At 62.1% G+C, this 14,570-nt stretch carries 8 protein-coding genes and 2 pseudogenes; 8 read left to right on the top strand and 2 right to left on the bottom strand.

Annotation, left to right across the window (positions count from 1 at the left end):
• Positions 1-24: 24 nt before the first annotated feature.
• The 7 genes from gloB to ACF8GB_RS04625 all read left to right on the top strand — a co-directional run bounded on the left by gloB (position 25) and on the right by ACF8GB_RS04625 (position 9,830).
• A complete protein-coding gene (gene gloB, locus ACF8GB_RS04655; protein WP_392526641.1) occupies positions 25-804 on the top strand; it encodes a hydroxyacylglutathione hydrolase in 780 nt (259 codons plus the stop codon).
• Between the two features lie 100 nt (positions 805-904).
• Entirely contained in the window at positions 905-2,335 is a 1,431-nt protein-coding gene (locus ACF8GB_RS04650) for a lytic transglycosylase domain-containing protein (RefSeq protein ID WP_196141512.1), read from the top strand.
• A gap of 128 nt (positions 2,336-2,463) precedes the next feature.
• Entirely contained in the window at positions 2,464-4,293 is a 1,830-nt protein-coding gene (locus ACF8GB_RS04645) for an extracellular solute-binding protein (RefSeq protein WP_145254643.1), read from the top strand.
• Entirely contained in the window at positions 4,290-6,125 is a 1,836-nt protein-coding gene (locus ACF8GB_RS04640; RefSeq protein WP_058639804.1) for an extracellular solute-binding protein, read from the top strand. The genes ACF8GB_RS04645 and ACF8GB_RS04640 overlap by 4 nt, the downstream gene beginning before the upstream one ends.
• A gap of 1 nt (position 6,126) precedes the next feature.
• Positions 6,127-7,200, top strand: coding sequence for a microcin C ABC transporter permease YejB (locus tag ACF8GB_RS04635; protein WP_023534831.1), 1,074 nt, complete (start codon positions 6,127-6,129; stop codon positions 7,198-7,200).
• A gap of 1 nt (position 7,201) precedes the next feature.
• Entirely contained in the window at positions 7,202-8,221 is a 1,020-nt protein-coding gene (locus ACF8GB_RS04630; protein WP_058605100.1) for an ABC transporter permease, read from the top strand.
• Position 8,222: 1 nt separating this feature from the next.
• Positions 8,223-9,830, top strand: a complete 1,608-nt coding sequence (locus tag ACF8GB_RS04625; RefSeq protein ID WP_058639805.1) for an ABC transporter ATP-binding protein — start codon at positions 8,223-8,225, stop codon at positions 9,828-9,830.
• A gap of 116 nt (positions 9,831-9,946) precedes the next feature.
• Here ACF8GB_RS04625 and ACF8GB_RS04620 read toward each other — a convergent pair.
• Together ACF8GB_RS04620 and ACF8GB_RS04615 are read right to left on the bottom strand one after the other, a co-directional pair.
• Positions 9,947-10,378 (bottom strand): annotated as a pseudogene (locus tag ACF8GB_RS04620) (methyl-accepting chemotaxis protein); the annotation flags it as partial.
• Between the two features lie 105 nt (positions 10,379-10,483).
• Positions 10,484-11,059 (bottom strand): annotated as a pseudogene (locus ACF8GB_RS04615) (PAS domain-containing protein); the annotation flags it as partial.
• Between the two features lie 398 nt (positions 11,060-11,457).
• On the opposite strand from ACF8GB_RS04615, the gene ACF8GB_RS04610 reads away from it, so the two are divergent.
• On the top strand, positions 11,458-14,385 hold the full coding sequence (locus ACF8GB_RS04610; protein ID WP_392526639.1) for an aminotransferase: 2,928 nt from the start codon (positions 11,458-11,460) through the stop codon (positions 14,383-14,385).
• Positions 14,386-14,570 lie beyond the last annotated feature (185 nt).

The raw sequence follows: 14,570 nt of genomic DNA, 5'->3' as shown, positions 1-14,570 counted from the left end.
AGCAAGGCGAATCGGATTCCCACCATGATACAGATCGAAGCGTTGCCCGCTTTCTCGGACAATTACATCTGGTTGTTACAGGATACTGCCAAATGCCACTGCGCGGTGGTCGACCCTGGCGATGCCGGCCCGGTAGAACGGTGGCTCGCCGCTCACCCGGGGTGGCAGCTGACCGACATGCTCATCACTCATCACCACAATGACCATGTGGGCGGTGTGGAGCGGCTCAAGGCGTTGACTGGCGCGCACGTACACGGCCCGGCCAACGAGCGCATCCCGTGCAGGGATGTGGCACTGGACGATGGCGATCAGGTCACGGTGCTGGGAGAGGTGTATGACGTGCTTGCCGTGCCAGGCCACACGCTGGGGCATATTGCGTTCTTCAACGGTGGCGCGGCTACACCTGTACTGTTCAGTGGCGACACCCTGTTCGCAGCTGGGTGCGGGCGCATGTTCGAGGGCACTGCCGAGCAGATGCAACCGGCCCTGGCCCGCCTGGCAGCCCTGCCAGCCGAGACCCTGGTGTACTGCGCCCATGAATACACCTTGAGCAACCTGCGTTTCGCCAAGGCCGTGGAACCTGACAATGAAGATGTATTGGAGCGCTTCGAAGCGGTTTCCCGTCTGCGTGCGCAAGACCGCATCACGTTGCCCACCACCATTGCCCTGGAACGGCTGACCAACCCTTTCCTGCGCACCGCTGAAACATCTGTTAAACAAAAAGCAGACGAATGGAAGGGACATTCCAACACCTCGCATGTCGCTGTTTTTGCTGCCTTGAGGTCTTGGAAAGATAGCTTCTGATAACCCCAAGATATATCGCAAGTGGCGGTCAGAGGTTGACCCGGTCCGGAGCGGTTCCTAGAATCGCCGAAATTTTTTGCCCGGATACCTGTGCCCGCCGATGTCTTCCCGAAGCCGCAGAACCTCTCATTCCGTCGCGCTGACGCGCCTGGCCCAGGTCAGTGCGCTCGCGCTGGCCGCCACCTTGGTGGGCTGCCAGAGCACACGTCAGCTCGACGAAGCCGATAGCGTCCGCGCGCACAGCCAGCAAGCGCGAATCAAGCCAAGACCCGCGCCGTTGCTGGTCAAGCCGGTCGAGCAAGCGCCTCGGGATGTCTGGGAACGCATGCGCCAGGGCTTCGTGCTCCAGGAGTACCGCGACGTCAACCCGCGCATCGATCAGCAGCGCCTGTGGTTTGCCAGTAACCCAACGTTCATCGAAAGTGCTGGCGAGCGCGGCAGCCTCTACCTGCACTACATCGTCGAACGCCTTGAAGAGCGCGGCATGCCGTTGGAACTGGCCCTGCTGCCGGCGATCGAGAGCGCCTACAACCCTATGGCCTACTCACGCGCCAGTGCAGCCGGCATGTGGCAATTCATGCCAGCCACCGGCCGGCACTTCAACCTGCGCCAGACCAACTTCTATGACGGGCGCCGCGATGTCACCGCTTCGACCAACGCCGCGCTTGACTACCTGACCCGCCTGCACGACATGTTCAACGGCGACTGGTTGCTGGCGCTGGCGGCCTACAACGCTGGGGAAGGCACGGTCAGTCGGGCAATGGAGCGCAACGAGAAGCTGGGCTTGCCCACCGACTACTGGAATCTGCCGCTGCCTCAGGAAACCCGTGACTATGTGCCGAAACTGCTGGCGTTGTCCCAGGTGGTTTCCACGCCTGAAGCCTACGGCGTGAACCTGACGCCGATTGCCAACGAACCGTACTTCGAGGCCGTCGCGATCAACGACCGGCTCGACCTGACGCGGGTGGCTGCCTTCGCCGACATCGACGAAGACGAACTCATCCAGCTGAACCCAGCCTTTAAAAAGCGCATGACGGTCGATGGCCCGAAGCAGTTGCTGGTACCCACGGCCAAGGCGCAGTTGCTCTCGGCCAGCCTCTCCAACCTCAACCCCGAGCAGTTGGTCACTCTTCAGCCGCCCAAGGCCGCTTTCGCTCGCGCCGTGGCCGAAGCCAAGGCGCCCGTGGCTGCGCGCAGCTACAAGGTCAGGCGTGGTGACAACCTGGGGGCCATCGCCAAGGCCAACCGTGTGTCCATTGCGGACATCAAGCGCTGGAACCGCCTTTCGGGCAGCAGCCTGCGCGCAGGCCAGGTGCTAGCCCTGCGCGGCGGCAAAGCCTCCAGCGGCGCCGCCAACCGGGTCGCCAGTTCGGCAAAACGCACCACTCAATACAAGGTGCGCAAGGGCGATTCGCTGTATCTGGTGGCCAAACGCTTCAATGTCGAGATGACCCACCTCAAGCGCTGGAACCCGCGCAGTGGCCATGCGCTGAAACCAGGCCAGACCCTGACCGTCTACGTCGGCCACTGACCCTGGCGGCAAGGAGACACCCGTACGTGCGCGTACCTGTGTTTTCTTGCCGTTTGGCGCTTGCCGCGCCAGTGCAAACTGTTACTGTAGCCCGATCAAAGCCCAATGCCTTTGGATCGGATGCCGACTTGATACGTCCCCTCCTTCTTACACTCAGCCTGGCCTTGAGCTTTCCCGCCGTCGCAACCGTGAGCGAGAGCCACGGTTACGCGCAGTTCGGCACGCTCAAGTACCCGGCCTCGTTCACCCATTTCGACTGGGTCAACCCGCAAGCCCCCAAAGGTGGCACCTTGCGGGCGATGGCCTTCGGTACGTTCGACACCCTCAACCCCTACACCTTCAAGGGTACGAGCCCGGTGAGCACGCCCAACTTTCAACAGTATGGGGTCAACGAACTCAACGAAACCCTCATGGTGGGCACCGGCCAGTACGACCCCTCGGGCGATGAGCCGACCTCCAGTTATGGGCTGATCGCCCGCTCGGTCGAATACAGCCAGGACCGCAGCTGGGTGGTGTTCAACCTGCGTCCGCAAGCCCGCTGGCACGATGGCAAGCCCATCACGTCGGCAGACGTGGCCTTCTCCTTCCGCACACTGCTCAAGGAGGGCCATCCGCTTTACCGGACCAACCTGCAGGAAGTTCAGCGGGTGGACATTCTTGGGCCGCTGCGTATCCGCTTCGTGTTCAAGCGTGCCGGCAACCCGCTGCTGATCCTGCGCCTTGGGGAAATGCCGGTTCTGCCCCAGCATTACTGGCGCACACGCGACTTCAAGGCTACCACCTTCGAGCCCCCGCTGGGCAGCGGGCCCTATCGGGTGACCCAGGTACAGCCAGGCCGGCGCCTGGTATTCGAGCGGGTGAAAAACTACTGGGGCAAGGACCTGGCAGTCAATCGCGGCAAGTACAACGTCGACCGTGTCGAGTACGAGTTCTACCGCGACTCGACCGTTGCCTTCGAAGCCTTCAAGGCAGGCGAGTTCGACATCTACATCGAGCATCAGGCCAAGAACTGGGCCAACGGCTACACCTTCCCCGCCGTACGGCGCGGCGAGGTGATCAAGGCGCAGATTCCCCACCGCATCCCGACCCAGACCCAAGGCCTGTTCATGAACAGCCGTCGGGCCACCTTCAGCGATCCACGGGTGCGCCAGGCGCTGGGCCTGATGTTCGATTTCGAGTGGACCAACCGTGCGCTGTTCAGCAGCGCCTACCGCCGTTCGACCAGTTATTACCCCAACAGCGAATTCGCAGCCGCTGGCCTGCCCCAGGGCAAGGAATGGCTGTTGCTGGCCCCGTTTCGCGACCAGCTTCCGGCCAAGCTGTTCACCGAACCCTACCAGGTCAGCCGCACGGACGGGCGCGGGATCGACCGTCAGACGTTGCGCAAGGCCCTGGCCTTGCTGGCGGAGGCCGGGTGGACGCTCAAGGGCCAGCGCCTGGTCGACAGCAAGGGCCAACCGCTGCGCATGGAAGTGCTGCTGGTAAACCCCAACCTGGAACGCATCCTGCAACCGTATGTCGAAAACCTCTCCAGCATCGGTGTAGACGCGCGCTTGCGAACTGTGGACCGCGCCCAGTACAAACAGCGACTGGACCAGTTCGACTTCGACATGATTCTGATGACCCTGAACCAGACCCTGAGCCCGGGCCTCGAGCAGTGGCTGTACTTCCATTCAAGCCAGGCGGCCACCAAAGGCAGCAAGAACTACGCCGGGGTTGACGACCCTGTGGTCGATCATCTGCTCGACACCTTGCTGGCGGCGCGCACCCGTGATGACCAGGTCGCAGCGGCGCGAGCGCTGGACCGCGTGCTGTCATGGCAGCACTACATGATTCCCAACTGGTACCTCGACAACCACCGCCTGGCCTACCGCAATCGGTTCGGCTTCGTCACCACGCCGCCCTATACCCTCGGGCTGAACAGCTGGTGGATCAAGACTTCGGAGAAAGCCCAATGACGCCCACGCATTCCTTGCGCCGGCTGGCCGGCAGCCTGTTGCTGGCCTGCCTGAGCCTTCCCGCGCTGGCAGCGCCGCAGCACGCACTCACCCTGTACGACGAGCCGCCCAAATACCCAGCGGATTTCAAGCACTTCGATTACGTAAACCCGGACGCTCCCAAGGGTGGCACCTTCCGCCAGTCCAGCTTTGGTGGGTTCGACAGCCTCAACCCCTTCATCAACAAGGGGGTATCGGCCGAAAACATCAGCATCATCTACGACACCTTGATGCGCCAGAGCCTGGACGAGCCTTTCACCGAATATGGTCTGGTCGCTCGACAGATCGAGAAGGCGCCTGACAACAGCTGGGTGCGCTTCTACCTGCGCCCCGAGGCGCGGTTCCACGATGGCCATCCCATGCGCGCCGAAGACGTGGTGTTCACCTTCAATGCGCTGATGAAGGACGGTGCCCCTCTGTACCGCCAGTACTACGCGGACGTGGCCGAGGTGGTCGCCGAAGACCCGCTCAAGGTCGTGTTCACGTTCAAGCACAAGGGCAACCGTGAACTGCCGCTGATTCTCGGCCAGTTGCCCGTGCTGCCCAAGCATTGGTACGCGCAGCGCGACTTCAACCGCGGCAACCTGGAAATTCCGCTGGGCAGCGGGCCCTACAAGGTGGCCGAGGTCAAGGCCGGGCGCTCGGTGCGCTATGAGCGGGTCAAGGACTATTGGGCCAAGGACTTGCCCATCAACCGTGGTTTCTACAATTTCGACGCCATGACCTTCGATTCCTACCGCGACACTACGGTTGCGCTGGAGGCACTGAAGGCCGGCGCCTTCGACTATTCGCTGGAGGTCAGCGCCAAGAACTGGGCCACAGCCTACAACGTGCCGGCCGTGCGCGATGGCCGCCTGATCAAGGAGGAGCTGCCCAATGGCAACCCCACCGGCATGCAGGGCTTCATCTTCAACATCCGCCGGCCGGTCTTCCAGGATATACGCGTGCGCAAGGCGCTGAGCCTGCTGCTGGACTACGAATGGACCAACAAGCAGCTGTTCAACGGCGCCTATACGCGCACCGGCAGTTACTTCGAGAATTCAGAGATGGCGGCCCGTGGCTTGCCCGGCCCTGGCGAGCTCAAAATCCTCGACCCGGTGCGCAGCCAGGTGCCTGAGCAGGTCTTCACCCAGGCCTTCCATAACCCGGTCAGCGACGGCAGCGGGATGATCCGGGAACAGCAGCGCCAAGCCTACAAGTTGCTGCAGGAAGCGGGCTGGAAAATCGTCGACGACAAGATGGTCGACACCAACGGCCAGCCGGTCAGCATCGAGTTTCTGCTTGCCCAGACCGAGTTTGAGCGGGTTTTGCTGCCCTTCAAGCGCAACCTCGCGGACCTGGGTATCGAGCTAAACATCCGCCGGGTTGATGTGTCTCAGTACATCACCCGCCTGCGCTCGCGCGACTACGACATGATTGTCGGCGGCTACCCCCAGTCCAACTCCCCTGGCAACGAGCAACGGGAATTCTGGTCCAGCGCGGCCGCCGACAACCCCGGCAGCCGCAATTTCATCGGCCTGCGTGACCCTGCCATCGACCAACTGGTCGATGGCCTGATCAACGCCGAGTCGCGCCAGAGCCTGATCGACCACTGCCGCGCCCTGGACCGGGTATTGCTGTGGGGCTACTACGTGATTCCGAACTGGCACATCAAGACCTGGCGCGTGGCCTATTGGAACCACATCGGTCACCCCAAGGTTTCGCCCAAGTACGACATCGGCATCGACACCTGGTGGATCAAGCCCGGCACACCGCCCAAGGCAAGCCAGGCCACTGCCGGCGAGGCCAACTGACATGCTGGCCTATATCCTGCGGCGACTGCTGCTGATCATCCCCACATTGTTCGGCATCCTGATCATCAACTTCATCATCGTCCAGGCCGCTCCTGGCGGGCCAGTGGAGCAGATGATCGCCAAGCTCGAAGGGTTCGAAGGCGCCACCAGCCGAATCGCAGGTGGGGGCGCCGAGGTGTCGGTGGCCGGCTCCAACTACCGGGGTGCCCAAGGCCTGGACCCTGCGCTGGTGGCGGAGATCGAGCGCATGTACGGCTTCGACAAATCGCCGCCCGAACGCCTGTGGATCATGATCAAGAACTATGCCCGGCTGGATTTTGGCGACAGCTTCTTCCGTGACGCCAAGGTCATCGACCTGATCCTGGAGAAGATGCCGGTATCGATCTCGCTGGGGCTCTGGAGCACGCTGATCATGTACCTGATCTCGATCCCCCTGGGGATCGCCAAGGCGGTCAGACACGGCAGTCACTTCGATGTGTGGACCAGCTCGGCGATCATCGTGGGCTATGCCATCCCGGCGTTCCTGTTCGCGATCCTGCTGATCGTGCTGTTCGCCGGCGGCAGCTACTTCGACTGGTTCCCACTGCGCGGCCTGACCTCCAACAACTTCGATGAGCTGAGCACCACGGGCAAGGTCCTCGATTATTTCTGGCACCTGGTGTTGCCGATCACGGCCCTGGTGATTGGCAACTTCGCCACCATGACGCTGCTCACCAAGAACAGCTTTCTCGACGAGATCAACAAGCAGTACGTGGTCACCGCCAAGGCCAAGGGCCTGAGCCGGTCACGGGTGCTGTACGGCCACGTGTTCCGTAATGCCATGTTGTTGGTGATCGCAGGCTTTCCCTCGGCGTTCATCGGCATCTTCTTCACAGGCTCGCTGCTGATCGAGGTGATCTTCAGCCTCGACGGGCTGGGCCTGATGAGTTTCGAAGCGGCCATCAACCGCGATTACCCGGTGGTCTTCGGCACCCTGTTCATCTTCACCCTCCTGGGGCTGGTGGTGAAACTGATCGGCGACCTGACCTACACCTTGGTCGATCCACGCATCGACTTTGCCAGCCGGGAGCACTGACATGGCCTTGTCCCCCCTGAACCGTCGTCGCTTCGAGCGTTTCAAGGCCAACCGCCGTGGCTGGTGGTCGCTGTGGCTGTTCCTGATCCTGTTCGGGCTGAGCCTGGGCGCCGAGCTCATCGCCAACGACAAGCCCATTGCCGTGCAGTACGACGGCCAGTGGTACTTCCCTGCCTTCAAGCGTTACCCGGAAACTACGTTTGGCGGTGAGTTCCCGCTGGAAGCCAACTACAAGAGCCCCTACGTACGTGACCTGCTGGCCAAGAAAGATAGCTTCGTGCTATGGGCACCCATACCGTTCAGCTACCAGAGCATCAACTACGACCTGCGCGTGCCCGCCCCCGCTCCACCCTCAGCCGACAACTGGCTGGGCACCGATGATCAAGGGCGCGACGTGTTGGCACGGGTGATCTACGGGTTCCGCATTTCGGTACTGTTCGCCCTGACCCTGACCGTGCTCAGCTCCATCATCGGCGTGATCGCCGGTGCCTTGCAGGGGTTCTATGGTGGCTGGGTGGACCTGGCTGGGCAACGCTTCCTGGAAATCTGGTCCGGCTTGCCAGTGCTCTACCTGCTGATCATCCTGGCCAGCTTCGTGCAGCCCAATTTCTGGTGGTTGCTGGGCATCATGCTGCTGTTTTCCTGGATGAGCCTGGTGGACGTGGTCCGCGCCGAATTCCTGCGCGGACGCAACCTGGAGTACGTTCGCGCCGCGCGCGCACTGGGCATGCGCAACGGCGCGATCATGTACCGGCATATCCTGCCCAATGCCATGATCTCGACCATGACGTTCATGCCGTTCATTCTCACCGGCGCGATCGGCACGCTGACCGCGTTGGACTTTCTCGGCTTCGGCCTGCCTCCGGGCGCTCCGTCGCTTGGCGAATTGGTTGCGCAGGGCAAGTCCAACCTGCAGGCGCCGTGGCTGGGCATCAGCGCATTTGCCGTGCTGGCCGTGATGCTGAGCCTGCTGGTATTCATCGGCGAGTCCGCCCGCGACGCCTTCGACCCGAGGAAGTGACATGAGCGAAGAAAACCTGATCGAAGTGCGTGACCTTGCCGTCGAGTTCGTGAACGGCGAGCACACCAACCGGGTGGTCGACGGCATCAGCTTCGATATCCGCAAAGGTGAAACGCTGGCGCTGGTCGGAGAAAGCGGTTCGGGCAAGTCGGTGACTGCCCACTCGATCCTGCGCTTGCTGCCCTACCCCCTGGCGCGTCATCCCGGTGGCACGATCCGCTACCTAGGCAAGGATTTGCTGCAGCAGAACGAAAAGAGCATGCAGCGCATTCGTGGCGACCGTATCGCGATGATCTTCCAGGAGCCGATGACCTCGCTCAACCCGCTGCACTGCATCGAAAAGCAGATCAACGAAATTCTGCTCATCCACAAGGGGCTGACCGGCAAGCAGGCCACCGCTCGCACCCTTGAGTTACTGGAGATGGTCGGCATCCCAGAGCCGCGCAAGCGCCTCAAGGCCCTACCCCATGAACTCTCGGGCGGGCAACGTCAACGTGTGATGATCGCCATGGCGTTGGCCAACGAGCCAGAATTGTTGATTGCAGACGAACCGACCACCGCGCTGGACGTGACCGTGCAACTCAAGGTGCTTGACCTGCTCAAGGCGCTGCAGGCGCGCCTGGGCATGGCCTTGTTGTTGATCAGCCATGACCTGAACCTGGTACGGCGAATCGCGCACCGGGTGTGCGTGATGCAGCAGGGGCAGATCGTCGAACAAGCCGACTGCGCCACGCTATTCGATGCCCCACAGCACCCGTATACACAGATGCTGATCAACGCCGAACCCAGCGGTTTGCCGGCGCACAACACCCCCGGCTCGCCACTGCTGGCAGTGGATGACCTGAGGGTGTGGTTTCCGATCAAGAAAGGCTTGCTGCGCCGCACCGTCGACCACGTCAAAGCCGTGGACGGTATCAATTTCAGCCTGCCCCAGGGGCAGACCCTGGGCATCGTGGGCGAGTCGGGCTCAGGCAAGTCGACCCTGGGCCTGGCGATTCTGCGCTTGATCGGGAGCCAAGGTGGCATCCGCTTCCACGGGAAAGAACTGCAAGGGCTGAACCAGCAAGCCGTACGCCCCCTGCGGCGGGAAATGCAGGTGGTATTCCAGGACCCGTTCGGCAGCCTCAGCCCGCGCATGAGCGTGGCCGAGATTGTGGGTGAAGGCCTGCGCATCCACCGTATCGGGACCGCCCAGGAACAGGAAGCCGCCATCATCGCAGCGCTGCAGGAGGTCGGACTCGACCCGCAGACGCGCCATCGCTACCCCCATGAGTTCTCAGGCGGCCAGCGCCAGCGCATCGCGATCGCCAGAGCCCTGGTGCTCAAGCCGGCGCTGATCCTGCTGGACGAGCCCACCTCCGCGCTGGACCGGACGGTACAGCGCCAGGTGGTTGAGCTGCTGCGCAACCTGCAGCAGAAATACAACCTCACCTACCTGTTCATCAGTCACGACCTGGCAGTGGTCAAGGCTTTGAGCCATCAGCTGATGGTGATCAAGCAAGGCCATGTGGTCGAGCAAGGGGATGCTCAAACCATCTTTCAGGCCCCGCAACACCCCTACACCCAGCAACTGCTGGAGGCCGCGTTCTTGCAGCCTGAAGCCCGTTAACGCCCACGGCGCGTTAACCGTGTCCCGGCCCGACGCGCTCTTCTACAGGGCGCGTCGGTTTGACACGCTGTCAGGCGGCGGCGGGCGTTTCACACTGCGCCCTGACCTGCAGGACGCTAACGCAGGTCCTTGCTGACCCGCTCGACAGCGCCGACCACGCGCTTGGCACCTTCCTGGATACTGCTGATTACATGCCCTGCATGGTCAGCCAGCTGCAGGCCATTGGCCGCTTCGGCACGGCTGCTTTGCACTTCGCCCACGGCCTGGGTCACCAACGCTTGGTTACGTGCCACCACCGCATCGATTTCCGCCGTGGCCGCGCTGGTACGACCGGCCAGTTTGCGCACCTCGTCTGCCACCACGGCGAAGCCACGCCCCTGATCACCCGCCCGCGCCGCCTCGATGGCTGCGTTGAGCGCCAACAAGTTGGTTTGCGATGCAATGGCGCCAATGGTCTGGACGATGGCACTGATCACCGTCGATTGCTGGCCGAGCGCGCTGATGGTGTCACCGGCCGACTGCAGTTGACGCGCGACCCCCTGCATGGACTGCCCCACTTCCTGCATGACCACGACCCCTTCGCTGGCGCTGCCATCGGTTTGCAGCGACACCTCCAGCGCCACCTGCGCCGCTTGCTTGACGGCCTCTTCACGCTGCACCTGGTCGGTCACCAAGGAAGCGAACTTGACTACCCTCACCAGCTTGCCGCTGGCATCGCTGACCGGGTTGTAGCTGGCCTCGAGCCAGACCTCATGCCCGTGGCGGTCCAGGCGCCTGAAACGCCCGGTCACATAGCGACCTGCGTTGAGGGTGCGCCAAAAGTTGCTGTATGCCTCGCCCTTGACCTCATCAGGGCTGCAGAACATGCGGTGATGCTGCCCCACCACGTCGTCCAGGCGGTAACCCAACGCCGTCAGGAAGTTGGGGTTGGCGGCCAGCACTTTGCCCTCAAGGTCGAACTGGATGATGGCGCTGGAGCGCAACAGGGCCTCCAACAGCGCCTGGCTTTCTTGCGCCGGCGCCGCCAGCCAGTTCCCGAGTGGCTGCCCTACCACCGCTTCGGGCGAAACGCCCAAGGCAGTGGCGAACGCCGGGCTGCATTCGAGAGCGCGACGTTGTGCATCAAGGCGCAAAAATGCGCCGCTTTCCAAAACGTCCAGGCGCTGACGAAGCGTAGCCAGTTCGGTTTCGCGGGCGGCCAAGGTAGCTTTGAGTTGCCGATTGAACATGGGGTCACCTGAGGGTGGGGTGCGTCAGCACCAGCGTACTGTCACTGCTTACGTGTGACAGATCAGTCAATACTTGTACAGGCCCACAGCGCGGTCCAAAGGATGCCTGGGGTCTGTCCATCACGTCCCTGATGCCGTTTCGACTCGAAGATACGGCGGTCGTTCCTATAGACAGGCTTAATAAATGTGATTGAACGGGACGAAGGCGCGGGGAAGGACGCCATCATCCAGATATCACCTTTCTGTACAAGAAATCACCTGTGTACAGGTTCAATACAAGGGCCTTTGCTCCGCGCTGCCGCGTGGAGCGTTTTCAGAAAAACTGAAGACAATCGTCTTTCTTCATCGCCCAGAACGCGCATAAATAACGTCAGTCTCCTTATGACCCGGTACGACCCATGCCTACACGTCTTCATGATGCCGCCACCGTCCTTCGCCAGATCACAGAACGTGTGAGCCTGCCAGCGCCCTGCCTAGCACTCTCCCAGGCACGTGAACTGCTCTCGGAGCATTACGGCCTCTGCGGCGAACTACAGCCGCTTGGCAGTCAACAGGATCTGAATGTGCTTATGGATACTGGCCAGGGCAAGTTCGTGCTCAAGGCGTGCCACGCCAGCTACGCCGAGCCCGAGCTGCACGCTCAGCATGCTGCGCTGGGTGTGCTGCGTGACCAGGGCTTGCCAGTGCCTTCGGTGGTTGCCGCAAAGACTGGCAACACCCTGCTGACACTGGATATCGAAGGGCAAGCGCTGAGGATCCGGGTTTTGGAATACTTGCAAGGACAGCCCTTGACCCGATGCGGGTGGCTTCCAGCCCCTGTGATTCAGGCGATGGGCACCCTTTGCGCGCAGGTCGACAGGGCCCTTGCAGATTTCGACCACGAAGGTCTGGCACGCACGCTGCAATGGGACCCCAGGCACGCCCCGGCATTGATTGACCGCCTGCTGGCACAGGTGGAAGACCCAAGGCTACGCGGACGGCTGAGCGAGGCAGCACGAGCCGCTGCCATCCGCCTTTCCCCTCTGATGAAGCAGTTGCCCATCCAGGCCGTGCACCTGGACATCACCGATGACAACACCGTCTGGGCTCAAGATGCGCAGCGCCAGTGGCAACTGCAGGGGCTCATCGATTTCGGCGACCTGGTTCGCACCTGGCGCGTTGCCGATCTGTCGGTGACCTGCGCAGCGCTGCTGCATCATGCCGACGGTGACCCTTTCAGAGTGCTTGCCGCCGTCAGTGCCTATCAGGCGGTCAATCCGCTGACCGAGGCAGAACTACGCGCGTTGTGGCCCTTGGTGGTCAACCGTGCAATCGTGTTGGTGCTCAGCAGTGCTCAACAGCAGGCCATCGACCCCGATAACCAGTACATTCGCGATAACGCCGCCCATGAATGGCAGATTTTCGAGACTGCGCAGGCCGCACCGTTGGCACTGATGGAAGTCGCCATTTTACAGGCAGCTGGTTCGGCGCCTTCGGCCCCCTGCTTCGTTGATTGCGCACCGCTGCTACCTACCGTGGCTGGCCACCCGGTCGCCCGCCTCGATTTGGGGGTGCTGAGCGTGCACTGCGATGCCGGCAATTGGGAGGTGCCAGGTTTCGACCAGCGCCTGCTGGCAGCCCAGTCAGCACCAGCATGCACGTTGCATGGGCAGTATCGCTTGTCCCAGACACACATCGATCGTAGCGAAGAACCGGCAACCTGCGCATTGGGGGTGGAGCTGAAACTGGAGCCTGGCACGGCCGTGCAGGCGCCGCAGGACGGCACGTGGCGGTCTGTAGATGAACAGAGCGGGTACTTGCGCAGCTCCTCATGGGACCTGTGGCTCACTGGTTTGGCACAGGCCCCCGCCGATGGGCATTGGTTGCGAAAGGGCGATGCCTTGGGCAACAGCGGGGAGAGGCTCAGCGTCCAGCTATGCCTGGACAGCAGCCTCGAACCGCCGTTCTTCGCCGCGCCCTCCCGCGCGCCAGCATGGCTGGCCCTGTGCCCTTCCCCTGCGGGCTTACTGAGGTTGGACTGCAACGCAGACGCCCTGCCAGACCCTCACGCGTTACTGGCTAGACGCGGGGCCAGTTTTGCCCGGTCGCAGAAGCATTATTACCTAGACCCACCCCAGATCGAGCGCGGCTGGCGCAACTACCTGATCGATCTGCAAGGTCGCTCTTACCTAGACATGCTCAACAACGTGGCCGTACTCGGGCATGGTCATCCGCGCATGGCGGCCGAGTCGGCACGGCAATGGTCGCTGCTCAACACCAATTCGCGCTTTCACTACGCCGCCGTCACCGAATTCTCCGAACGCCTGCTGGCCCTGGCGCCCGACGGATTCGACCGCGTTTTCATGGTCAACAGCGGTACTGAAGCCAATGACCTGGCAATCCGCCTGGCATGGGCCTACAGCGGTGGACGCGACATGCTCAGCGTACTGGAGGCCTACCATGGCTGGTCGGTGGCGACCGATGCGATCTCCACGTCCATTGCCGACAACCCGCAGGCCCTGGAAACCCGCCCCGCCTGGGTGCACCCGGTCGAAGCCCCAAACACGTTCCGCGGCCGTTTCCGAGGCCCGGACAGCGCCGCTGACTACCTGCGCGACGTCGATAACCGGCTGGCCGAACTCGATGCGAGCAGGCGCCAGCTGGCTGGAATCATCTGCGAACCTGTGTATGGCAATGCCGGCGGCATTGCCTTGCCGCCGGGCTACCTGCAAGCGGCCTATGCCAAGGTGCGCGCACGCGGCGGGGTATGCATCGCCGACGAAGTGCAGGTGGGCTATGGCCGTCTAGGGGAACATTTCTGGGGTTTCGAGGAGCAAGGCGTGGTGCCGGATATCATCACCATGGCCAAGGGCATGGGCAATGGCCAGCCGCTGGGGGTGGTAATCACGCGTCGCGAAATCGCCGAGGCGCTGGAGGCTGAGGGTTACTTCTTTTCCTCTGCCGGCGGTAGCCCGGTCAGTTGCCGCATTGGCATGGCGGTACTGGATGTGTTGCAGCAGGAGGGCCTGTGGGACAACGCCCGCGAGACGGGGCGCTATTTCAAGGCCCGCCTTCAAGCGCTGGTCGACAAGCATCCCTTGGCGGGTGCGGCGCATGGTTCGGGCTTTTATCTGGGGCTGGAACTGGTGCGCGACCGGGATACGCTGGAACCTGCGACCGAGGAAACCATGGTGCTGTGTAACCGTCTGCGCGAGCTGGGGATTTTCATGCAGCCGACGGGCGATTACCTGAACATCCTGAAGATCAAACCGCCGATGTGCACCACGCGGGCAAGTGTGGATTATTTTGTGGACTGTATTGATCGGGTGCTTTCGCAGGGGGTGTGAGGCGATAGCCTGTTAATCCGGAGCGTTTGAGCCGTGGACGTGAGCCTGCGGCAACGCGGGCAAACTCTGAACTCTGCTCGTACGCCATGTATCAACTCCTGACCATAAATAGTCAACTTTCTGCTGTTGCTGTTGATCTTGATCTTGATCTTGATCTTGATCTTGATCTTGATCTTGATCTTGAT

Source organism: Pseudomonas sp. xss_4 (assembly GCF_043104125.1).
Classification (GTDB): Bacteria; Pseudomonadota; Gammaproteobacteria; order Pseudomonadales; family Pseudomonadaceae; genus Aquipseudomonas; species Aquipseudomonas parafulva_B.
Note: the sequence above shows the minus strand (reverse complement) of the source record. Positions and strands in the feature narration are given on the sequence as shown.